A 20,961-nucleotide genomic window follows, 5' to 3' on the forward strand; every position below is an offset into this window, starting at 1 on the left:
ACCGGCCGCAGGCCGTTGACGGATCCCCGTCCGGATCCCTGTCCGGGAACCCGGGCGGGGATCGGTCCCCGGACGCTCTCCACCTCAGCTGTCCGATTGGCCGGGACACCCACCATGGCGAATGACAGAGTCGGGCGATAGCCTCCGGCCATGCTGACCACATCGCCCGTGCTGGTCGGGCGGGACGAGGAACTCGCGCTCGTCGAAGCCTCCCTGCGGGCCGCCCGGCAGGGGGCGGGCCGTGCCGTCTTCCTGCTCGGCGACGCGGGGATCGGCAAGTCGCGGCTCGCCTCCGAGAGCGCGTTCCGCGCGGTGGCGAGCGGTCTGGCGGTGCTGCGCGGGCGCAGCAGCGCCGTCGGCGCCGCCATGCCGTTCCGCCCGATCGCCGAGGCCCTGCTCTCGCTGTTCCGGATCGGCGGCCCGCCCCAGGACCCCGAACTGGCCCCCTACCGCTCGGCGCTGAGTGGCCTGGTGCCCGAGTGGCGCGGCGCCAACCCGCCCGATCAGACCACCTCGCTGGTCGAGACGGCCGAGGCGGTGCTGCGGCTGCTGGCCGCGGTCGGCCGCGATCCGAGTTCGGGCCAGGAGCCGGGCTGCCTGCTGGTGATCGAGGACCTGCACGACGCGGACGCCGAGACCCTCTCGGTGATCGAGTACCTGGTCGACAACCTCGCCGGGCTGCCGGTCTTCCTGCTGGTCACGCTGCGCCCGGGGGCCGGGGCGGCCGACGACCTGGCCCGCGCCTCCGGGCGGCGACGCAGCGCCGTGCTGGCCGAGCTGCGGCCGCTGACGCCCGACCAGGTGCGGCTGGTGGCCGAGTCCTGCCTGGGCGCCGGGGCCGGGCAGCTCCCGCAGCCGCTGACCGACAAGCTGGTCCAGGACTCCGAGGGCAACCCCTTCGTGGTCGAGGAACTGCTCAGCGGCATGGTGGCGGCCAACGTGCTGCGCGGCGGCGCGGACGGCTGGCGGGTCAGCGGCGACCTGTCCATCGACGTCCCGGCCACCGTGGTGCACAGCGTCGCCCAGCGCGTGGGCCGGCTCAGCCCGGTCGGCCGCGAACTGCTGCACTCCGCGGCCGTGCTGGGCCGGCGCTTCGCCGTGCCGGTGCTCAAACTGGTGACCGGCCTGGACGACCGCAGCCTGCTGGTCCACCTGCGGGCCGGCATCGACGCCCAACTGATCTCGCCCAGCGGCCCGGTGGCCGACTGGTACGAGTTCCGGCACGCCCTGACCACCGAGGCCCTGCTGGCCGACCTGCTGCCCGGTGAGCGCGCCGCCATCGCGGTCCGGGCCGCGGCCGCGGTGGAGCAGGCCTACCCCGGACTGCCCGGCGACTGGTGCCAGCAGGTCGCCGTGCTGCGGCTGACCGCCGGTGACACCCGCGGCGCCGCGCTGCTCTTCGCCCAGGCCGGCCAGGCCGCGCTCCGGGACGGCGCGGTGACCTCGGCGGTCTCGCTGCTGGAGCACGCCCACACGCTGATGTCCGGGACGGGGCCGGGCGAGGACGCCGGCACGGTGCTGGAGGTCCTGGTCTACACCCTGGTGGAGACCGGTCGGCTGGACCGGGCCCTGCAACTGGCCGATACCCTCCCGCTGACCGGCCCCGGCGCGCTGAACGACGCCCGCGCCGCGGCCCTGCACACCCGGCTCGCCTGGGGCGCGGTCTCGGCGCTGCGCCACGAGGAGGCCGCCGCCCGGGTCGCGCTGGTGCGGCGCCTGCTCGGCCGGTTCGACAGCGCCTCGATCACCCCGGCGCTGGACGTGGTGGAGGCCAACCTGGTCCTCGCCGGCCTCGGTGCGGCGGGCGAGCCGGGCGGGACCGGCGCGGCGAGCGAGGCGGAGGCGGAGGCCGGGCCGGCCCGGACCAACCAGGCCGAACGGCTGGCCCGCCGTGCGGCCGACGACGCCGAACGGGCCGGTCTGCCGGAAGTCGCCTGCCAGGCCCTGCAGTTCCTCGCGCTGTTGGAGCGGCGGCACGGCTTCGACCGTGCGGACGCCTGCCTGGAGCGGCTGCTCGCACTGGCCACCGAGCACGGCCTGACCACCTGGCGGCTGGACGCGCTGCTGCGGCTGGGCGCCAACGAGTTCATGCGCAACGGCACCGGCGAGCAACTGGCCCGCGCCCACCGCGCGGCGGTCGAGCTCGGTGCGATCGTGCTCGTGCACACCGCCGAGGCCACCATGGCCAGCCAGGCCGTCTTCCGCGGCGAGTACGCCACCGCCCGGGCGCTGACCGACCGCTGCGCCGGCGCCACCGCCCGGCTGCGCCACGTCGACAACCACCAGTACGTGCTGCTCACCCGGGCGGCCCTGGCCGCGCACCAGGGCCGCCGCCGCGAGATGGAGCAGCAACTGGCCGAGTTCCACCGCTGGGACGGCGACCGCTCGCTCAAGATGCCGCTGGTCTTCGGCCACTGCCGCGCGATGTGCTCGCTGCTGGAGGAGGACCGCGAGCAGGCGCTGATCGAGATGGACAACGCCCGCGCCTGGGAGGACGAGAACCCGACCGTCTTCTACTTCAACGGACGCTACGGACTGCGCCCGCTGCTGCGGGCGCTGACCGGGCGGGCCACCGAGGCCGAGCACGAGCTGGTGCGGGCCGACCCGGGCGCCGGACTGCTCTGGAACCGGCAGTTCGAACGGCTGGCCTACGCCGTGCACCAGGGCCGGGCGGGCCGGACCGAGGAGGCCGAGCGGGCGGTCGCCCAGGCCCGCGAGGCCGCCGCACCGTTCCTGATGGCCCGCCACCTGGGCCTGCGGCTGGTCGCCGAGGCCGCGCTGGCCGACGGCTGGGGCGACCCGGTGCCCTGGCTGCGCACGGCGGAGGAGTACTTCCACGGCGCGGGCGTCCCCGCCGTCGCCAGCGCCTGCCGCGACCTGCTGCGCCGCGCCGGTGCGACCATCCCGCAGCGCCGCTCGGGGTCCGACCGGGTGCCGCCGGAGCTGCGCCGCCAGGGCCTGACGGCACGTGAGTACGAGGTGCTGCTGCTGCTCGGGCCGCGCCTGGGCAACCAGGAGATCGCCGGGCGGCTGTACATCTCGCCGCGGACGGTGGAGAAGCACGTGGCGAGCCTGCTGACCAAGACCGGTCAGACCCACCGTGCCGCGCTGTGCGACTACGCGGCGCGGTTCGGCCCGATGGATGCCGATCCGTCGGACGAGCCGCTGGCGCGGTAGGACTTCGCAGCACTCCCCGGCCCTGGGTGGTGGCAGCCGTCCCCTCTTTCGCATACAGTGTTCGCGAACGCTGTATGCGAAAGAGGGATGAGCGATGACGCGCTTCACACGGCACGGTGACATCGAGATCGCCTACCAGGACCTCGGCGGCTCAGGCGGTGACCCGCTGCTGCTGGTGATGGGCCTGGCGGCCTCGCGCTTCTGGTGGCCGGACGGGCTGGTGGCCGAGCTGGTGGGCCGCGGTTTCCACGTGGTGGCCTACGACCAGCGCGACGCGGGCGAGTCCACCCACCTGCCCGACCAGCCCGGCGGGCGCCCGATCGCCGCCCTGCTGCGCGGGCAGGCCCCCGCCTACAGCGGCGAGGACCTGGCGGACGACGCGATCGCGGTGCTGGACGCCGTCGGCTGGCCCAGCGCCCACCTGTTCGGCCACTCGATGGGCGGTCTGCTGGCCCAGCGCATCGCGATCCGCCACCCGGACCGGGTCCGCAGCCTGACCTCCTCCTCGGCGGTACCCAGCGACGCCCGCGGCCTCGGCGTGCTGCGCCACCTGCGCCTGAGCACGGTCGCCCGGTTCGCCCGACTGCGCTACCCCGAGGGGCCGGACGCAGACCTCGCCTTCGCCGAGCTGATCGGCCGCACCATGGCCCCGCGCGGTCGCCCCTTCGACAGCCGGGACGCGGCCACCTTCCGCGAGCTGGCCGCCAAGGAGGCGGCCCACGGGGTGGTCAGCTTCCGCGACCCGAAGGCACAGAGCCGCCAGGTCGGCGCCAAGTGGCACGGCGGCCGGCTGGCCGACATCACGGCCCCCACCCTGATCCTGCACGGCGACCAGGACCCCCTGGTCCGGCCCACCGCCGCCCGCGCCCTCGCCGCCGCCGTCCCCGGCGCCCGCCTGGCCACCTTCCCCACCCTCGGCCACTTCCTCCACCCCGACATCTGGCCCACCTACGCCACCAGAATCCACACCCACGCCACCCGCGCGGACCTGGCCCGGTCGGGTACCTGAGGCGGTCGGGCGCCTGAGGCGGTCGGGTACCTGAGGCGGTCGGGTACCTGAGGCGTCGCCGGTCAGGCGGCCTCGGGGCCGGCCCAGCCGCCCGCGGCCGCGGTCAGCAGTTCCGGCAGCTTGCGCATGTCGTCGAAGACCACGGTGCCCGGCCCCGCGAGGCGGTCGGCGCGGCTCAGGCCGCCGCAGTAGCCGAAGGAGGGCATGCCGGCGGCGCGGGCGGCGGTGAGGCCGTAGTGGCTGTCCTCGATCACGGCGCAGGCGCTCGGGTCCACGCCCATCCGGCGGGCCGCGTGCAGGAAGAGGTCGGGGGCGGGCTTGCCGTGGGTCACCTCCTCGGCGCTGAAGATCCGGCCGGCGAAGCGCTCGTGGAGGCCGGTCAGACCCAGGGTGCGGCGCAGGCGGGCGTGGGCACTGCTGGAGGCCACACAGGTGGGGAGGTCGATCGCGTCCAGCGCCTCGACGATGCCGGGCACCGGTGTCAGCTCGCGCTCGAACGCCTCGTCGTAGAGCGGCTTGAACTCCGCGTCCCAGTCCGGCGGCAGGCTCCGGCCCAGGTGCGCCTCGATGTCGGCGGTCATCGAGGCGTGCGACCGTCCGACGAAGCGCTCGACGATCTCCTCCTCGCTCATCGGCCAGCCCAGCGCCGCGAGCACCACCGCGTCCACCTTGACGGCCAGCCGCTCGCTGTCGATGAGGACGCCGTCACAGTCGAAGATCACCAGTTCGATCATGCGGGTACTTTACCGACGGCCGGTCGGCCGACCGACGGGCCGACCGGCCGGCTGTGCGCGGGCGGGAAAACCGCTACGGGCGGCCGAGCTGGTCCCACTAGGCTGCGCCGGTGATCGAAGACGGTGAGTCGGTGCAGGGTGGGTTGTCCCTGGTGCGACGCGAGGGGGAGTCCATCCGGCGGCCGTGGCGCGAGTGGAGCGCCGCGGTGGGCGAGTTGCTGCGGTACCTGGAGCGGGTCGGCTTCGCCGGTGTGCCCCGGGTGCTGGGCGGGGGCCCGGAGGACGGCGAGGAGGTGCTGTCGCTGCTGCACGGCGAGATCGGCTCCTCGCCGTGGCCCTCGGCGCTGCTCGCGGACGAGGGCGTGGTGGCGCTGGGCCGCTGGTTGCGCGACTACCACGAGGCCGTCCGCGACTTCCGGCCCTCGCCGCAGGCGGTGTGGGCCGGCGGCGACGTGCCCTGGCGGCCCGGCCTGATCATGCGTCATGGCGATCTCGGCACCTGGAACTCGGTGTGGACGCCGGACGGGCTGGTCGGCTTCATCGACTGGGACCTCGCCGTCCCGGGCGAGGCCATCGACGACCTGGCCCAACTCGCCTGGTACGGCGTGCCGCTGCGCTCGCCCGAGCGTCAGCGCCGGGCGGGGTACGGCCCGGACGGCGCGCCGCTGGCCCGTCGGCTGCGGCTGCTGTGCGCCGCCTACGGCGCGGACCCGGCCGAGGTGCTGGACGCGCTGGCCCGGCTGCAGCGTTGGGAGACCGACCGGATCACCCGGCTGGGCCCGCTCGGCGTGCAGCCCTGGTCGACCTTCCTGGAGCGGGAGTTCGTGCCGGACATCGAGACCGAGCGCACCTGGGCGCTGGCCCGCCGGACGGAGCTGCTCGGCCAGAGGTGAGGCCGGGTGAGGCCGCTGGAGGGGGCTGGAGGGGGCTGGGAGCCCTACAGCTCCGCGAGCCAGGGGTGGCCCGGGTGCACGCGGGTGAGCAGTCCGGCCAGGCTCTCGCGCTGGGCCGCGGTCAGGTGCGGGATGGTCGCGTCGAAGTCGGCCTGGTCCTTCGGGCGGACGTGCTTGGCCTTGAAGAGCAGGACCAGCTCGGGCGCCAGGTACGGGATGCCGTCCTGGGTGTGGTGGATGATGTCGCGGTACGGGAACCGGATCCGCTCGTCGCGGCGGCAGATCCAGGTGTCGCCGTCGTGCGGTTCGCGGAACACGTCGAGCAGGTAGTTGCCGGTGTCCGGATCGCGCAGCCAGGTCTGATGGACGGCGGCCAGCACCTGTGGTGCGGCGTCCTCCCAGATCCGGCCGCTGCCCGCCGCGTCGAAGACGTATCCGGGGAAGCGGCTGCGGACCTCGGGAAAGTTCGCGGCCGGAATCCCGATCTCGACGTCCCCGTGCGCGCGCGTCTGCCTGCCGCGGAACAGGTCCAGCGCCCAGCCCGCGGTCACGAACCACGGCGTGCCGATCCCGGCCAATCGCTGTGCGACCTCCGCCGGGGTCCAGCAGGACGCCCACCTGGCGTCGAGGGCTTCGATCTCCTCAGGGGACAGCTCGACACCGCCGCTGGGCAGTTGCTCGCTCATGATGAGGAATCTAGCAGCGGACCCGAAGCGCCGTGGCCGGGTTCGGGCGGTGGTCCGTCCGGCCTCAGCGGCTCTGGAGCCGTGCTGAGCGCAGCCGTTCGAAGGCGGTGGGGGTGGGCCGGTGCGGCAGGAAGGCCTTGATCTGCTGGGCGCAGTCGAGCGGGCTGCTGACGCTGGTGTCGCACTCGATGTCGTAGCTGCCGTGGGCGTGGACGGGCCCGATCTGGCGGGCGGCGAGCCCCGGCGGTCGGTCGCCGCGGTCCTGCTCGCGGCGCTCCAGCTCCTCCAGCGGGCAGTGCACGCCGACCAGGACGACGTCCGCGGGGTTGAAGAGGCCGAGGCAGTCGTCCAACCGCCAGGGCTCGCTGAAGAGGTGGTCCACCACGACGTTGTTGCCCCCGGCGGCCATCCCGGCCACCGCGCGGTGGAACCCCGTCCAGGTGTGCTTGAGCACGGTGCGCAGCTCGTCGGGGGTCCACTGCTTGCGGGCTCGCATGGCGTGGAACGCGTCCACCGGGAAGTGGAAGTACGTTTCGTCCAGGACCGTGAGCAGTTCCTTCGCGATACTCGACTTGCCGGAACTCGACGTTCCGTTCAAGAAGATGATCAGTCCGCCGGTCTGCGTGGCCGCCATGTCTTCCCCCGTCGCGGTAACCGTCGCTACGTGATCATGATGCACCAGGCGGCCGTCCGCCCGTTCGGCCGCCCCAGGGAGCACGGAACGTGACGGGTTGCTCCGGCAGTGCGACCGGCATTCCCCGCAACCCGTGGGCCGCGAGGTGATGCGCCGCGGCGGCGGGCAGGCGCATCGTAGGCGTATGGCCACTGTGCACCGAGCGGACGAGTGCTTCTTCACGGGCGCGGCCGACCGCGGGCTGCGCCCGCGCGGGCTGCGCCCGCGCGAGCTGCCCGGCGTCGCCACCGTCGAGCCCGCGCCGCCGCAGCACCTGGTCGACGTCTACTACGACACCGCCGACCTGCGCCTGCTGCGCCAGTGCGGCACGCTGCGGTGCCGCACCAGTGGCGACGAGGCCGGGTGGCGGCTCGTGGTACCGGACCAGGACGGCGACCCCCGGGAGATCACGCTGCCGCTCGACCCGGGCGCACCGGGCGCGGTACCCGCCCGGTTGGCGGCGCTGGTGCGGGCCCGCACCCGTGGGCGGGAGCTGGTCGCGGTGGCCCGACTGCGGACCGTCCGCAGTCGCGCGCTGCTGCTGGACCGCCGGGGCCGCACGCTGGCCGAGCTGCTCGGGTACCGGGTGTCGGCCCGGGCGCTGCCCAAGGGCCGGCCGGCCGGCGGTCGGCGGAGCTGGGCCCGGACCGGCCTCACGCTGGTGGACGGCGGCGCGGAGCTGTCGGCGGCGGTCGAGCGGGCGCTGCGCGGGCAGGGGCTGCGGCCCGTCGCGGACGGTACCGAACGCGCCGAAGGCGTCGAAGGCGTCGAACGTGCCGAACGCGCCGAACTCGCCCGGCTGCTGAGCGACGGCGACGGCGGTAGCGGCGACGGTGGCAGCGGTGGCGGCAAGAGCGCGGGTGGCGGGGCGACCGCCGCGGCGCTGGCGGCGTACCTGCGCCGGCACACCGAGCGGCTGGTCGCCCTCGACCTCGCCGTCCGGCTCGACGAGCCGGACGCCGTGCACCAGATGCGGATCAGCCAGCGGCGCCTGCGCAGCGCCCTGACCGCCCACCGCGGACTGCTGCGCGGGCGGCGCACCGACCGGCTGAGCGAAGAGCTGCGCTGGCTCGGCGGGTTGCTCGGCCGGGCCCGGGACGCCGAGGTCACCGGTGCCCGACTCGCCGCCCAGGCAGCGGAGTTGCCCTTGCCGGCAGGTGACGGGGAGTTGCGCGCCCTGCTGGAACGGTGGTTCGCCCACCGCTACCGCCGGGCTCACGCGGAGGTGCTCGCGGTGCTGGACGGCCCGCGTTACCGCCGCCTGCTGGAGAGCCTGGAACGCTTCGCCGACCGGCCGCCGCTGCGCGAGCACGCCGCGACCGGGCGTTCGGCGGCCCGGCGGACGCTGCGGCGCGAGTGCCGGCGCACCGGACGCCGGCTGCGCGCGGCCTTCGCCCAGCCGCCCGGCGAGCAGCGCGACGAGGTCGTGCACCAGGCCCGCAAGGCGGCCAAGCGGGCCCGGTACGCCGCCGAGTGCCTCTACCCGGCGCTCGGGGCAGGCGGGCGGCGGATGGCGGGCGAGCTGAAGGCGATTCAGCAGCCGTTGGGCAGCTACCAGGACGCGGTGGTCACCGAGCAGGCGATCCTGCTGGTCGCGGCCGAGGCCCGGCGGCTGGGTCAGGACACCTTCGGCTACGGCGTGCTGTACGGCGCCCAGCGCGACCACACCGAGGCGGATCTGGCGGCGGCGCGCCGCGCCTGGGCGAGGGCCGAACACTGCTGACGGTACGTCAGATGCCCTTCCAGCAGGTGGCCTTGTACCTGCCGCGAGGAGATCCGGCCGGGTCGCGCGCGTCTGTTCCGGTGACCGTCGATACCTCGTGCGACGCTGCCCGGTACGAGACACCATGGAGGACACCGTGACATCCACCCCGGACGACTCGACCGCCGCGCTGCCCGGCCGCCCGCCCATCGTCGACCTGACCACCTGGCAGGCCGCACGTGACGAACTCCTGGTCCGCGAGAAGGCCCACACCCACGAAGGCGACGCCCTCGCCGCGGCCCGCCGCCGGCTGCCGATGCTGGAGATCGACGGAACGGTCGAGGTCGTCGGACCCGACGGCCCGGTCCCGTTCCTGGACCTGTTCCAGGGCCGCGAGGAGCTCGTCGTCTACCAGCACATGTGGTACGACGGCGCACCGCACCAGGGGCAGTGCGAGGGCTGCACCATGATGGTCTGGCATCTGAAGGACGCCGTCTACCTCAGCGCCCGGGGCGTCTCGTTCGCCGTCCTGACCTCGGGCCCGTGGCAGGAGGTGGCCGCTTACGTCGAGTTCATGGGTTACACCCAGCCCTGGTACTCGGTGCGGGGCGTGGCGGCGCCGGTCGGCGGAGACATGGGGCACCTCGCCTGTTTCCTGCGCGACGGCGACCGGGTGTTCCTCACCTACTCCACGACGGGCCGTGGCAACGAACCGGCCAACGGGTCCTTCGGCCTGCTCGACCTGACGCCCTACGGCCGCGGCGAGGCGTGGGAGGACAACCCCGAGGGCCGGCACGCGATCGGCCAGGCCTGCTGGTACTGGCGCTCGGACGCGGACGGGAACGCCACCTGGGGCCCGACCAGTCGGCCCGTGCCGCAGTGGACCCGCCCGGGCGCGACCCCGGTGGAGACACTCGGCCGGCACGGTGCCCATAGCTGACGCCGGGTTCACCGACGCCCGCTCAGCTGACCTGGTTCCAGGGGCGGGTGGCTTTGGCTGCGGCACGGCTCCCCGGGCTGAGACCATGGGGGTATGAGCATCACAGAACCACAGACGGAAGCGCTCCGTCGGCGCAACGAGGTACAAGAACGTCACCGGCTCCAGCTCGCCGCCCTGGACGCCTACAACCACTCCCTGGAGCAGATGGCGCTGGCCCAGGCCGGGTTGAGCCGGGCGGTGGCCGGGGCGGTGGAGGCCTTCGGCGGCCTGGACATCACGGCCAATCTGCTGGACCTGACCCTCAAGGAGGTGCGCACGCACGTGGCCGCGTACGAGGCGGCCGGCCAGGAGGCCCCGGCGGCGGGCCCTGAGGCGGTGCCCGCTCCGGCCGTGTCGCCCGAGAACGCCGCGGCGGACGGCACGCCGGCGGACGGCACGCCGGTCGACGGCACGCCGGTCGACGCCGGGCAGGCCGAGGCCGAGCAGGCGGGCGTCGAGCAGGCGGACGGCGGCAAGCCGGTGGCCGAGAAGGCCGTCGCCGACAAGCGGTCGGGCAGCTAGGGCCGGCCCGGATCTGGCGCGCGGAACGGACCGTGCCCACCCCCGTGGGGCAGGGTCCGTTCCACGCGCACGGCCATCCGCTGAGCCATCCACTGAGCGGGTGTCAGCGGAGTACGCCGCGCAGGACGTGGGCGCAGGTCGCGTAGAGCGCGAGCGCGCAGCCGAGGCCGGGCAGCAGGGTCCACAGCAGGTCCGAGCCGGTCAGCGGCGCCAGCAGCAGGGTGGCCAGTGCGATCAGGCACAGCACGATGCCGGTGACGTCGTAGACCGGGACGTTGAACAGGCGGGCCAGCGGGAAGAAGTGGATGCCGACCCCGAGCGCGATCACGGCGGCGATCAAGTGCGGGAGCCCGGTCGCGTCGAGGGCGCGGACGGCGGCGAAGATCCCGATCCACTCGGCGGTGACGATCAGTCCGAATCGGCGCCCGGCGGCCTTCCCCCGGGCCCGGTCCCCGCCCTCGGGGGCGTCGGACGCCGGCCGGCCGGCGCGGACGGCGAACCCGATCACGGCGATTGAGGCGAGGGCCGCGACGGCGAGCAGGACGGTGTTGACGGGGGAGCGCACATCGGAGGTGCCGCAGACCGTCCAGCCGAAGGCGAAGAAGGCGAGGACGCTGCTGCCGATGGCGCGGCCGCGCAGCTCGGCGCGATGGAGACCGCCCGGGCGCGGAGCGGCCGGGACGTGGTCGGTGGGGCGGGGGAGCGGGGATCCGCTGGCGGTGCTGCTCATGGCTGGCGCTCCAGGCGAGGGGAGGGATGTGGGCCGGTGGGCGGCGTGCTGGTGGCCGGTCTGTGCACCGGTGGGTCGCTCAGGGGTCGAGCAGCGAGCGCAGCGTCGCGGTGTAGGTCGCGAAGGCCGTGCGGCCCGCGGCCGTCAGGGCGACCTGGGTGACCGGGGTTCGGCGGGCGTGGGTCTTGGTGATCTCGACGTAGCCGGCGTCTTCGAGCTTGCGCAGGTGGGTGGAGAGGTTGCCCGCGGTCATGGCCAGCAGCTGTTGCAGCCGCGGGAAGGTGATCCGGTCGTCGGGCGCCAGCGCGGCCAGCGCGACGGTGACGCGCAGGCGGGCCTGGGCGTGGATGACCGGATCCAGCTCGGGGATCACGACCGGGCCCGCCGCGCACCGGCCCGCTGGTACCAGTGGTACCCGGCCAGCGCGAGGAAGCCACCACCGCCGGCCAGCGACTGGACCAGGAAGTTGCCCGGGACGCCGGCGAAGACCGCGCCCGCCGCGCAGAGCATGGTCCACGCCCCCACGCTGTAGCGGACCTTGTCCTGGCCGATCATGCCGCCGGCCAGGTAGAGCACCCCGGTCAGCAGCAGCGAGGACGAGGACCAGAGCATCGCGGCGGTGTCGGAGCTCAGACCGCGGTCGATCAGCGCCGTGTTGACCACCGACAGGCAGCCGAACCCCAGGCTCCAGCTCCACCCGTAGAGGGCGGCCACGGTGCGCGAGGGGCCGCTGACCCCGCGGCCGGTGCGCAGCGAGTAGCCGATCGACCAGATCAGCGCGCTGACGATCAGTACGGCGGGCACCGCGGCACCGAGCCAGCCGGGGAGCACCCGGTCCGGGCCGTAGGCCAGGTAGGTGGTGCCGAAGCCGATCAGCCAGGCGCCGCCCCACACCGTGAAGAGCAGGACGGGATCGTGGTGCACCCGGCGCTGGACGTGCGCGTGCTCCGCGGCGATCAGGGCGAGCACCTGGTCGACGTCCAGGCTCTGATCGGTCAGCTGATGACCGGTTGTCTGACCGGCCGTCTGACCGCCTGTCGGACCGGTCGCCTGACCGGTCGCCTGACCGGCTGTCCGATCGTCCTTCGGGACTTCCTGTCGCCCGTTCATCTGGCCCTCCCCGTTGAGCTCGGCAAGAACTTTGTATCGCAAACCTCTTGGCGGGAACAAGTGAGCGGGACGAGCGAGCGGGACAGGTGGCGGGGCAACGGCCAGGGCAAGGACCGGGACGAGGCCCTGCCCCGCCGCGCGGGCCGCCGGTAGCCTGGGCCGATGGTTTCCTCGTGGTTCGACTTCACCCAGGGCGCTCCGGTCGCCGGAGCGCCGGAGCCGGCCTGGATCCACGGTTCGCCGTCCGTTCGTCGCAACACCGACCCGCCGATCCAGATCCACGCCCATGACCGGCACACCTATCTGCTCCGGCAGAACAAGGCCGTGCACTACGAGGCGCCGTTCCTCTACCTCTTCCTGGGCAACGAGCGGGCGCTGCTGCTCGACACCGGGGCGACCGCCGATGCCTCCCGTTTCCCGCTGCGTGCGACGGTGGATGCCCTGCTGGCCGAATGGCTGGCCGAGAACCCGCGCGAGGACTACGAGTTGGTGGTCGCCCACACGCACGCCCACGGCGACCACACGGCCGGTGACCCGCAGTTCGCGGGCCGGCCGCACACCACCGTGGTGGGCGCCGGCGTCGATGCGGTGCGGGCCTTCTTCGGCTTCGCCGCCTGGCCCGAGCAGGTGGTCGAATTCGACCTGGGCGGACGGGTGTTGGAGGTCACCGGCTGTCCGGGTCACCATCCGTCCTCGATCGCCGTCCACGACCCGTGGAGCGGGTTCCTGCTCACCGGCGACACGGTCTATCCGGGGCGACTGTATGTGCGGGACTTCCCCGAATTCCTGGCCAGCCTCGACCGGTTGGTCGAGTTCGGCCGGCAGCGGCCGGTGACCCGGGTGCTCGGCTGCCACATCGAGATGACCCGCAGGCCGGGCCGGGACTACCCGACCGGCTGCTGCTACCAGCCCGACGAGCCGCCGCTGGCGTTCACCATGGACCAGTTGTCGGCCGTCCGCGATGCGGCGCACGAGGTCGCCAACCGCCCGGGCATCCACCGCCGGGACGACTTCGTCATCTGGCACGGCTCGCCGGCGAGTGCGCAGTACGGGCAGTTGGTCAGGTTGGCGGGGGATCGGCTGCGCAATCGGGTGCGGGCACTCCGGAAGACCCGGAACGGCATCGAGTAAGATGCAGAGAGGCAGTTTGCCTCTTACTCTCTGGGAGGGACCATGACGGCCGCCGGCGTCAGCGAGCTCGTGCGGATGTGGATCGACGGCTGGGTGGTCTCGCGCGGCGCCTCGGATCCGGTGGCCGAGCCCTGGGGCTGGACCATCGATGTCGGGAAGGCCGGGCACGTCGCACGGCACGTGCTGCCGGAGCCCACCGGGCTCCAGGTCGGCAGGCTCGTCGCCGCGACCGGTGCCCCGGGCACCTGGCTGAAACTCTTCGCCGACGACGACACCGCCCGCTCCTGGGTCACCCCGGACTGGGAGTTGGCCGATCCGGCCTACCTGATGAGCTGTCCGCTCGGCGCCGAGCAGGTCCGGATACCGGCCGGATACGTCCGTACCAGTTGGACCCGCGGGAACGTCGTCCGAGTGCTGATCCGCACCACCGACGGGCACTTCGCCGCCCGCGGCCAGCTCGCCGTGGCAGGTGGGGTCGGGGTGCCGGACCAGATCGAGACCGCTCCCGCCCACCGGCGCAGGGGGCTGGGCGGCGTGGTGATGCGCACCCTCCAGAACGCCGCCCACCAGGCGGGCGCCGAGACCGGTGTCCTGGTCGCCAGCTCGGCGGGCCGGGCGCTCTACACCACCCTGGGCTGGACCGCCCGCTCCCCGATGGCGAGCCTCTGCTACGCGCCGCCGGTCGCCGCCGGCTGAGCCGAACGCGGACCGTGGTCCCGATCCTCCTGTCCGGCACCGTGCCCGTCCGGCCGCCCGTTCGTTGATCATCACGAGCGCTCAGACCGGCGCCGGACGGCGCTGCCCGATCCGGCCAGGAGGAGAGGAGCGAGAATGACGACCATGGCCATACGGCCCGAGGAGTTCGCCGCCACCCTGCCCCGGCATGTGGTGTCCGCCGGGGTCCTGCTCACCGATCCGGCCGGCCGGATCCTGATGCTCCATCAGGCCCACGCCTATCCGGGGCATCCGGCCTGGTGGCAGATCCCGGGCGGCCTGGCCGACGCGGGTGAGCAGCCGAACGTGACGGCGGTCCGCGAGACGCACGAGGAGACCGGCCTGCTGCTGCCGAGCGCGCTGCCGCTGCTCGCCGTCGACTACCGCGCGCCGGCGGACGGTTGGCCCGCGGTGGTGGACTTCTGCTTCGACGCCGGGACGGTTGGTGGTGAGGCGGTTGGTGCTGAGGCGATTGGTGCTGGGGCAGCCGGCGCGGTGTCGGTGGGCGCTCGGACGGTGGGCGTGGGCGAGGAAGTGTCCGTCCCGGCGTCCGTCCCAGCGTCCGTCCTGGCTGTCGAACTGAGCGCCGAGCACGACGACTTCGCCTGGCGCGACTTCGAGCAGTGGCAGCCCTACCTCCAGCCCGAGCAGCGGCCCTGGTTCGCCGCCGTCTGGCGTGCCCGTACCCGTGGTGCGGTGCTCTTCCTCAACGACGGCCGCCAGCCCACGGCGTAGGGCCGGCCGGCGTCTCGGCCGACGTCTTGGCCCGCGTCTCGGCCCGCGTCTCGGCCCACGGTGCTGGCCCTGGCCGACCGTTCGTGCCGTGCGGGACGAAGGAACAAGGGCGCCGCGGTCGTTGCCGGTCCGAGTCGGCAACGACCGCGGCGCGGAGCCGAGTCGACCTCAGGTGCGCGCCGGGGCGTCCTGCTGGGTCGGCTCGGCGGCCGGGGGCGCGGCGGGGAACGGCGCCGGGCGCAGCAGGTAGGCGACCGTCAGGGTCGCCACCACCAGCCCGGCGGCGCCGCAGCGCAGCGCGAGGTGCAGTGCCTCGATGAATCCGTCGTTGACCACCCGGTGGATTGCCGGCGGCAGCGAGGAGGTGTGGCCCGCACCGGAGTTGGTGATCGCGTTGGCGATGTCGTGCCGGGCGCCCGAGGCCACCCCGAGACGGCCGAGCGGTGCGGCCAGCACCGCGTTGAGGCGGCTGGTGAGGATGGCGCCCAGGACCGCGACGCCTACCACGCCGCCGAGTTCGCGCAGCATGTTGACGGTCGCGGAGGCCATGCCCGCCTTGTTCGGGGGAACCCGCATCATGACCGCGATGGAGACCGGCGTGAAGGACATGCCCAGCCCGAAGCCCAGCACGATCAGCACCCACAGGTAGCTGACGTAGTGCGCGTGGCTGTCGTAGAGCGAGAGGCCGCCGAGCGCCACCGCGCACAGGGCCAGGCCCAGCACGATGGGGATCCGCGGGCCCTTGCTCGCCGTCATCCGGCCCGACAGCGGTGCGGCGGCGATCAGCATCGCGGTCATCGGCAGACCCGCCAGCCCCGCGCTCGACGGGGTCCAGCCCATGATGCCCTGCATGAGCAGTGGCAGGAAGAACGAGGTGCCGAAGACCCCGAAGCTGATCATGAAGCCGCTGACCACCGCGCCGGTGAGCACCCGGTCCTTGAAGAAGTGCAGATCGAACATCGGGTCGGTGGTGCGCAGTTCGACCACGACGAAGGCCGCCAGGGCCACCACCGCGAGCGCCGCGCAGCCGAGTACGACACCGTTGGTCCAGCCGCGGGACGGACCTTCGACCAGCGTGTAGACCAGGGCGCCGAGCCCCACCGCAGACAGGGCCTGGCCGGGCACGTCCACCCGCTTGGCCCAGGTCGAGAGCTCCGGCAGCACCCGGGAGGCCATCACCAGACCCAGGACGCCGATCGGCACGTTGATCCAGAACACGCTGGCCCAGCCGAGGTGTTGCACCATCGGCCCGCCCAGCACCGGGCCCACGGCCAGGCCCAGCGAGGAGAAGGCGGACCACATGCCGATCGCCTTGGCCCGCTCGGTGTCGTCGGTGAAGACCTGTCGCAGGATCGACAGGCTGCCGGGCGCGAGGAGCGCGGCGCCGACGCCCTGGAGCATCCGGGCGGCGATCAGCAGGCCGATCGAGTTGGAGAGCGCCGCCGCGGCCGAGCCGAGGGTGAACAGCGCCAGGCCGATCTTGAAGATCCGGGTGCGGCCGTACCGGTCGCCGAGCGAGCCGCCGGTGAGCAGCAGGCCGGCGTAGATGAGGCTGTAGCCCTCGACCACCCATTGCAGACCGCTGACGCCGGTGTGCAGTTCTTCCCCGATGCGGGGCAACGCGTTGTTGACGATGACGTTGTCGAGCATCGACATGAACATGGTGATGCACAGCGTGCCAAGGGCGAGCTTCTTACGCCGGGCAGCCGGGTCCATCATGGCATCCCTAACAGTGTTAGACGGAGCGTTACTGTGGGCCAGAATGCCCCTAACGGTGTTAGATTGCAAGAACCTTTTCCGACGGAGGCAGCTGGTGGCGGGCGAAAGAACAGACGAACACCCCCCGCAACCGGGGCTGACCCGGGATGCGCTGACCCAGGCAGCCCTGTGCGTCCTGGAGCGCGAGGGCATCAACGGGCTCTCCATGCGCAAGGTCGCCACCGAGCTGGGGGTGAAGGCGGCCTCCCTCTACTGGCACGTCCGCAACAAGGAAGAGCTGCTGGACCTGCTCACCGACGCCCTGATGGCCGACGCCGAGCCGCCGCTGCGCCAGGGTGACTGGCGCGAGCAGCTGCGCGAGTACTGCCTGCGCCACCGCCGGCTGCTGCTCTCCCGGCGCGACGCCGCCAAGGTCGTGGCGGGCCGGTTCGCTCTCGGGCCGCACCTGTTGAGCCTGATGGAGGACCAGCTGGACCGGCTGCGGGACGCCGGCTTCGCCGATGCCGACGCCGCGCTCTGCACCTACCTCCTGGGCGCCTACGTTCAGGGCTTCGTCCTCCAGGAGCAGGTCCCCATCTCGGCCTCCGAGGCCATGGGCACCAGCCGCGCCGAGGTCGCCACCGCCGTCAGCGCACAGCTGCGCAGCCTGCCCGAGGAGACCTTCCCCAACCTGGTCGCCCTCGCCGACGACCTCACCACCCCGAACATGGACGAGCGCTTCGCCTTCGGCCTGGAGCGTCTCATCGACGGACTGGCCGCCCTGCTCGACCAGGGCCGCGCCGGCAGGGCCGTCCCCGGGGTAACCGTTCCCGAAGTGCCGCTCTGAGTGGGACCGATGAGCAGGGCCGCGGCAACCGGTACGCTCTGGCGCGTGGGGGAGTTGGGGACGGACGCGTACGGGGGAGGGCCCGCGGATGTGGCGGGGTTTGCGTGAGTGGTTGCTCGGCGCGGCCGACCAGGAGGTGCGGGCGCTGGACCAGGCGCCCGGGATCGAGCCCGAGCGACTCCAGGAACTTCGGTACACCGAGCCCGCGTTGATGCTCAGCGTCGAGCAGCTCTACGTCGCCGCGCAGCGCGCCTTCGAGCGCCGCACCCGCGAGGCCGTCGCCGAGGACCTGCTGCGGGCGCTGGCCGCCGTCGCCGGGGGAGCGGGCACCGACCGGCTGGACGCGGCGGTGGCCTCGGCCGACGCCCGTCTCGCGGCCGACAGCGCGATCGCCGGGGCGCGGGGCCTGAACACCGGGGTGGCCTGCGGGTTCATGATCAGCCCGGTGGTGCTGCTGGTGGTGCTGATCCTCGGGCGGTGGGCGCCCCGGCTCTTCGGCGCCACTCTCGGCTGCCCGGAGCAGCAGGCGTTGCTGCACGCGCTGGTCTGCTTCGCGGGTGGGGCGATGGGCGCCGTCTTCAGCGTGATCATCCGGCTGCGCGACTCCGCCCACCTGAGCCGGCGCCGACCCGGGCACGGCGACCTGCTGGCCGATCCGGTGCAGTGGTCCCGGACGCTGCGTCAGGAGGGCTGGTACCGGGTGGTGGTGGGCTGGTTCCTGGCCACCTCGCTCTTCCTGCTGATCAACGGCGGCATCCTCAGCATCCTCACCCCGCCCGCGGCCTCGGTCGACCTGTGCGCTCCCGGGCCGCTCTCGGCGGCCGGGCACGATGCCCTGATCAAGGCGTGGTTCTACTGGGGCGGCATCGGTTTCCTGGCCGGGCTCAACGAGCGCTGGGCCCACGGCCTGCTGCGCCAGGCCACCACGCCGCGCTCGCAGCCCGGGCCCCGCGGGGACGGCTGACTCGTCAATCCGTCTCTGAGTACGGCGAGTTGGCGAGAGTGGCGGCCACCGCCCGGGCGAGTGCGACCGGGTCGCCGGTCGGCTCGGTGCCGGTGGGGCCGGTGGTGTCGTCCGAGGTCCGGTGCGCCCAGGCGTCGTCCAGCGCGTACCAGTCGACCGCCGCCGGCTCGCCACCCGTGGCCAACGCGTCGTCCAGGGTGGCGAAGTAGACGCTCCAGCGCTGCGCGTAGAGGTCCGTGAGCAGGCCGGACCACTCGCGGTTGGCGTAGTCGTGCAACTGGCCGTCCTCGCTGGGGCCGCGGCCGCCCCAGGTGGTGAGGAGAGACCGGGCGTCGTACTCCAGTTGGTCGCGCTCCGCGGCATCGGTGCCCCAGGAGCGGGCGGCGGCCAGCCACCGGCCGAGCAGGAAGTGGGCGTCGCTGGCCAGGAGTTGGTCCAGCAGGAGCTCGTCGTCGTGCCACCGGCCGGTCAGCGCCGCCAGGGTGGCCCGGTCCCTGGCCGCGTACGCCGCGGCGATCCGCGGCAGCAGCTCCCTGGCCTGGTTGCCGAGCGCCTGGCGGGCGACGTCCACCAGGTCGAACCGGTAGGCGGCGCAGTCCTGTTGGGCGGGTGCGACCTGGAGCAGCTGATCCAGCGCGGCCCGCACCGAGGCGGCCGGGTAGCGCATCGCGGTGGGGCTCCAGGCGGCGGCGCTGGCGACGGTCAGACTGGGGCGGGCCGCGAACAGGCCGTCCTGCGGCTCGCTCCAGCCGTCCGCGGGCATGCTGTACGGGCCCTGGCGCAGCAGCTCCCATGCAGCCGCGGCATGCGGGTCCGGGGCGCCGTAGCGACGGGCGGCGTAGTCGGCGAACCAGGCTCGCTGGTCGATCGGCCCTTGCTGCCAAGCCAGTTCGGTGAAGAGCTCGAAGGCGGCCGGATCGCCGCCGGTGGCCTCGGGCAGGTAGGCGATGCCCCGCAGGGCGCTGCCGGGCGCGGTGAGCTGCTGTTGGAACCGGCTCACCCAGGCGGCGGTGTTGGCGCCGATGCTGGTGTGGCCGCCGAAGTTGTCGATGCTGCCGAAGGCGTACGGCGTGCCGCGCCACTGCCGGTCGCGGTCGAGCCGGCCCTGCGGATACCGGTCGGCCAGACCGTCCAGGATCAGCAGACCGCTCCGGTCGACGCCGTCCAGCACGGCGGCGCTCGGGTTGTCCTGCCAGCCGAGGATCACCCAGGTCGCGCCCGGGTGCGCCGCCCGCAGGGCGCCCTGCACCGCGCCGGCGGCCCGGCTCGCGTCGACCGGGCCGAGCACGCCGCCCTCGTGCAGCAGGTCCATCTTGTACATCGTGCTGTCGCCGAACCGCTGTCGCTGGGCGCGGTAGTAGGCGGCGGCGAGCCGGTCGAAGACCGGGCCGGTCGGGTCGAGCCAGTCAGGGCGCGCGAAGCCCACCCACGAGCCCTGCGGCACCACCCGCGCCCCCGGGTTGTGCTCGGCGAAGCCCGGCGGCACGGTGCCGAAGAAGCCTGGCAGCACCGGCGTCATCCCCAGCACCCGCAGCTGGTCGGCGATGGCGCGGCCCAGCGCGGCCCGGGCGTCGAGCAGCCGGGCCGACTCCGGGCCGCCGAAGCCCGCCATGTTCTGCAACAGCCACCAGCTCTGGTGCGCGGGCGCCGGGATCCAGGCGCGCAACTCCTCCTCGCCGTAGCCGAACTGCTGCAGCGCCTGGTGGTAGGCCCACTCCGCGCCGGTCTGCACGAACACCTCGTTGACCCCGTGCAGGGCCAGCAGGTCGATCTCGTGCCGATAGGCGGCGAAGTCGCGGTACGGGCCCGAGTAGCCGGCGTCGGTGTCGTTGAGCGCGTACCGGTGGGGCACCGTCGCCGCGCGACTGACGGTGCCGGCCACGGCGGGCAGGGTGGCCGGGAGCCGGTTCAGGCTGTCGCCGGGCCAGCCGAGGTCCACCCTGGCGACCTGCTCCAGATACCAGCCGACACCGCCCAGCAGCGTGGCGCCGGAGGTGCCCCGGACCTCGACGGCCTCCGGCCCACCGCCGCTGAGCGAGAACCGGTCGCCGTCCTCGCCCCGGGCCACCGGCACCAGCCGGAACCGGTCGGCCCGGTCGGGCAGCAGCCGCCGCAGGCTCGCCAGCGCGGGCCCGGCATCAAAGGGAGCGGCAACGCCTGACCCGGCGGCGGGCGGAGCCGCACTGGACCCCGAGGGGAGGCAGCAGCCCAGCAGCGCCGCCGTCAGCAACACGGTGGCCGCAGTGGCCCGACGACGTCCCATCCCGCTCACCTCATGTTTCCGATCGATCACCGAACGTGATATCGATCATGGCACCGCCCGCCCGCCACCTGCCACAGGCGCCCCGCCGGCCCCGGCGCCGTCCCGAGGCGGGCCGGCCTTTGGACTCGGCCGCACAGGGTACGTCCGCACGGTCCCCTCGCGCGTAAGCGCGGAGCGCCGGGCAGGATGGCGGCCGGTGGACCCGCAGTTGCGGGAATGGGCCAGGAGTACGTGCATCCAGGCCACTCGGCCCCGCTTCCGCGGGGATGCCGCCGGCTCGGGCTGCCCCGGTCATCGACTCAGCCGGTCCTACGTTGTTGGTGTGGCAGAGGGGCCAGTCGTATGGTCCTGAGGCCCAGGGACACCGGGTATGGCTTTCAGCCGGTTGCACGCG

19 protein-coding genes are annotated in these 20,961 nt (G+C 73.7%); 11 read left to right on the forward strand and 8 right to left on the reverse strand.

Features of this window, described 5'->3' with window-relative positions:
• Positions 1-150: 150 nt before the first annotated feature.
• Together ACFZB9_RS11300 and ACFZB9_RS11305 are read left to right on the forward strand one after the other, a co-directional pair.
• On the forward strand, positions 151-3,177 hold the full coding sequence (locus ACFZB9_RS11300; protein WP_391445882.1) for a helix-turn-helix transcriptional regulator: 3,027 nt from the start codon (positions 151-153) through the stop codon (positions 3,175-3,177).
• 94 nt (positions 3,178-3,271) lie between these two features.
• The gene (locus tag ACFZB9_RS11305) at positions 3,272-4,186 is read left to right on the forward strand and encodes an alpha/beta fold hydrolase (RefSeq protein ID WP_391445883.1); all 915 of its coding nucleotides are present in this window, start codon (positions 3,272-3,274) and stop codon (positions 4,184-4,186) included.
• 62 nt (positions 4,187-4,248) lie between these two features.
• Here ACFZB9_RS11305 and ACFZB9_RS11310 read toward each other — a convergent pair whose 3' ends face one another.
• Positions 4,249-4,920, reverse strand: a complete 672-nt coding sequence (locus ACFZB9_RS11310; protein WP_391445886.1) for an HAD family hydrolase — start codon at positions 4,918-4,920, stop codon at positions 4,249-4,251.
• Between the two features lie 110 nt (positions 4,921-5,030).
• Here ACFZB9_RS11310 and ACFZB9_RS11315 point away from each other — a divergent pair, with 110 nt between their 5' ends.
• A complete protein-coding gene (locus ACFZB9_RS11315) occupies positions 5,031-5,813 on the forward strand; it encodes a phosphotransferase (RefSeq protein ID WP_391445888.1) in 783 nt (260 codons plus the stop codon).
• Between the two features lie 44 nt (positions 5,814-5,857).
• Here ACFZB9_RS11315 and ACFZB9_RS11320 read toward each other — a convergent pair whose 3' ends face one another.
• A complete protein-coding gene (locus ACFZB9_RS11320) occupies positions 5,858-6,499 on the reverse strand; it encodes a nucleotidyltransferase domain-containing protein (RefSeq protein WP_391445889.1) in 642 nt (213 codons plus the stop codon).
• Between the two features lie 64 nt (positions 6,500-6,563).
• A complete protein-coding gene (locus tag ACFZB9_RS11325; protein WP_391445890.1) occupies positions 6,564-7,133 on the reverse strand; it encodes a chloramphenicol phosphotransferase CPT family protein in 570 nt (189 codons plus the stop codon).
• 184 nt (positions 7,134-7,317) lie between these two features.
• On the opposite strand from ACFZB9_RS11325, the gene ACFZB9_RS11330 reads away from it, so the two are divergent.
• The 3 genes from ACFZB9_RS11330 to ACFZB9_RS11340 all read left to right on the forward strand — a co-directional run bounded on the left by ACFZB9_RS11330 (position 7,318) and on the right by ACFZB9_RS11340 (position 10,375).
• A complete protein-coding gene (locus ACFZB9_RS11330) occupies positions 7,318-8,895 on the forward strand; it encodes a CHAD domain-containing protein (RefSeq protein ID WP_391445892.1) in 1,578 nt (525 codons plus the stop codon).
• A 136-nt stretch (positions 8,896-9,031) separates the two neighbouring features.
• Positions 9,032-9,814: a DUF899 domain-containing protein gene (locus ACFZB9_RS11335; protein WP_391445893.1), complete on the forward strand. Its 783-nt coding sequence runs from the start codon at positions 9,032-9,034 to the stop codon at positions 9,812-9,814.
• Between the two features lie 93 nt (positions 9,815-9,907).
• Positions 9,908-10,375, forward strand: a complete 468-nt coding sequence (locus ACFZB9_RS11340; RefSeq protein ID WP_391445895.1) for a hypothetical protein — start codon at positions 9,908-9,910, stop codon at positions 10,373-10,375.
• Between the two features lie 103 nt (positions 10,376-10,478).
• On the opposite strand, the gene ACFZB9_RS11345 is transcribed toward ACFZB9_RS11340, so the two are convergent.
• The 3 genes from ACFZB9_RS11345 to ACFZB9_RS11355 all read right to left on the reverse strand — a co-directional run bounded on the left by ACFZB9_RS11345 (position 10,479) and on the right by ACFZB9_RS11355 (position 12,215).
• A complete protein-coding gene (locus tag ACFZB9_RS11345; protein WP_391445897.1) occupies positions 10,479-11,105 on the reverse strand; it encodes a hypothetical protein in 627 nt (208 codons plus the stop codon).
• Between the two features lie 79 nt (positions 11,106-11,184).
• Complete coding sequence (locus tag ACFZB9_RS11350) at positions 11,185-11,478, reverse strand: transcriptional regulator (protein ID WP_391445899.1); 294 nt, start codon at positions 11,476-11,478, stop codon at positions 11,185-11,187.
• Positions 11,475-12,215 (reverse strand): hypothetical protein, encoded by a 741-nt coding sequence (locus tag ACFZB9_RS11355; RefSeq protein ID WP_391445900.1) that lies wholly within the window; start codon positions 12,213-12,215, stop codon positions 11,475-11,477. The genes ACFZB9_RS11350 and ACFZB9_RS11355 overlap by 4 nt, the downstream gene beginning before the upstream one ends.
• A gap of 162 nt (positions 12,216-12,377) precedes the next feature.
• Here ACFZB9_RS11355 and ACFZB9_RS11360 point away from each other — a divergent pair, with 162 nt between their 5' ends.
• From ACFZB9_RS11360 to ACFZB9_RS11370, 3 genes are all read left to right on the forward strand, one after another.
• Complete coding sequence (locus ACFZB9_RS11360; RefSeq protein WP_391445901.1) at positions 12,378-13,346, forward strand: MBL fold metallo-hydrolase; 969 nt, start codon at positions 12,378-12,380, stop codon at positions 13,344-13,346.
• Positions 13,347-13,388: 42 nt separating this feature from the next.
• Positions 13,389-14,042 carry a GNAT family N-acetyltransferase gene (locus ACFZB9_RS11365; protein WP_391445903.1) on the forward strand — a complete coding sequence of 218 codons (654 nt, stop codon included), beginning with the start codon at positions 13,389-13,391 and terminating at the stop codon, positions 14,040-14,042.
• A 144-nt stretch (positions 14,043-14,186) separates the two neighbouring features.
• Positions 14,187-14,795 carry an NUDIX domain-containing protein gene (locus ACFZB9_RS11370; RefSeq protein WP_391445905.1) on the forward strand — a complete coding sequence of 203 codons (609 nt, stop codon included), beginning with the start codon at positions 14,187-14,189 and terminating at the stop codon, positions 14,793-14,795.
• A 168-nt stretch (positions 14,796-14,963) separates the two neighbouring features.
• Here the strand turns inward: ACFZB9_RS11370 and ACFZB9_RS11375 are convergent, their stop codons facing one another.
• Positions 14,964-16,514 carry an MFS transporter gene (locus ACFZB9_RS11375; protein WP_391445907.1) on the reverse strand — a complete coding sequence of 517 codons (1,551 nt, stop codon included), beginning with the start codon at positions 16,512-16,514 and terminating at the stop codon, positions 14,964-14,966.
• A gap of 94 nt (positions 16,515-16,608) precedes the next feature.
• Here ACFZB9_RS11375 and ACFZB9_RS11380 point away from each other — a divergent pair, with 94 nt between their 5' ends.
• The gene (locus ACFZB9_RS11380) at positions 16,609-17,340 is read left to right on the forward strand and encodes a TetR/AcrR family transcriptional regulator (protein WP_391445909.1); all 732 of its coding nucleotides are present in this window, start codon (positions 16,609-16,611) and stop codon (positions 17,338-17,340) included.
• Positions 17,341-17,440: 100 nt separating this feature from the next.
• Positions 17,441-18,304 carry a hypothetical protein gene (locus tag ACFZB9_RS11385; RefSeq protein ID WP_391445910.1) on the forward strand — a complete coding sequence of 288 codons (864 nt, stop codon included), beginning with the start codon at positions 17,441-17,443 and terminating at the stop codon, positions 18,302-18,304.
• Positions 18,305-18,308: 4 nt separating this feature from the next.
• Here the strand turns inward: ACFZB9_RS11385 and ACFZB9_RS11390 are convergent, their stop codons facing one another.
• Positions 18,309-20,567, reverse strand: coding sequence for an alpha-N-acetylglucosaminidase (locus tag ACFZB9_RS11390; RefSeq protein WP_391445912.1), 2,259 nt, complete (start codon positions 20,565-20,567; stop codon positions 18,309-18,311).
• Between the last annotated feature and the right edge of the window lie 394 nt (positions 20,568-20,961).

It is taken from the genome of Kitasatospora sp. NPDC008050, from assembly GCF_042957465.1.
Taxonomy (GTDB): Bacteria; Actinomycetota; Actinomycetes; order Streptomycetales; family Streptomycetaceae; genus Kitasatospora.

Excerpts from the sequence above, each read along its gene's own strand:
- ACFZB9_RS11320 (WP_391445889.1), bottom strand. The coding sequence starts at position 6,499 with ATGAGCGAGCAACTGCCCAGCGGCGGTGTCGAGCTGTCCCCTGAGGAG.
- ACFZB9_RS11355 (WP_391445900.1), bottom strand. The coding sequence starts at position 12,215 with ATGAACGGGCGACAGGAAGTCCCGAAGGACGATCGGACAGCCGGTCAG.
- ACFZB9_RS11390 (WP_391445912.1), bottom strand. The coding sequence starts at position 20,567 with ATGGGACGTCGTCGGGCCACTGCGGCCACCGTGTTGCTGACGGCGGCG.
- ACFZB9_RS11325 (WP_391445890.1), bottom strand. The coding sequence starts at position 7,133 with ATGGCGGCCACGCAGACCGGCGGACTGATCATCTTCTTGAACGGAACG.
- ACFZB9_RS11300 (WP_391445882.1), top strand. The coding sequence starts at position 151 with ATGCTGACCACATCGCCCGTGCTGGTCGGGCGGGACGAGGAACTCGCG.
- ACFZB9_RS11340 (WP_391445895.1), top strand. The coding sequence starts at position 9,908 with ATGAGCATCACAGAACCACAGACGGAAGCGCTCCGTCGGCGCAACGAG.
- ACFZB9_RS11370 (WP_391445905.1), top strand. The coding sequence starts at position 14,187 with ATGGCCATACGGCCCGAGGAGTTCGCCGCCACCCTGCCCCGGCATGTG.
- ACFZB9_RS11305 (WP_391445883.1), top strand. The coding sequence starts at position 3,272 with ATGACGCGCTTCACACGGCACGGTGACATCGAGATCGCCTACCAGGAC.
- ACFZB9_RS11330 (WP_391445892.1), top strand. The coding sequence starts at position 7,318 with ATGGCCACTGTGCACCGAGCGGACGAGTGCTTCTTCACGGGCGCGGCC.
- ACFZB9_RS11345 (WP_391445897.1), bottom strand. The coding sequence starts at position 11,105 with ATGAGCAGCACCGCCAGCGGATCCCCGCTCCCCCGCCCCACCGACCAC.
- ACFZB9_RS11375 (WP_391445907.1), bottom strand. The coding sequence starts at position 16,514 with ATGATGGACCCGGCTGCCCGGCGTAAGAAGCTCGCCCTTGGCACGCTG.
- ACFZB9_RS11365 (WP_391445903.1), top strand. The coding sequence starts at position 13,389 with ATGACGGCCGCCGGCGTCAGCGAGCTCGTGCGGATGTGGATCGACGGC.
- ACFZB9_RS11360 (WP_391445901.1), top strand. The coding sequence starts at position 12,378 with ATGGTTTCCTCGTGGTTCGACTTCACCCAGGGCGCTCCGGTCGCCGGA.
- ACFZB9_RS11310 (WP_391445886.1), bottom strand. The coding sequence starts at position 4,920 with ATGATCGAACTGGTGATCTTCGACTGTGACGGCGTCCTCATCGACAGC.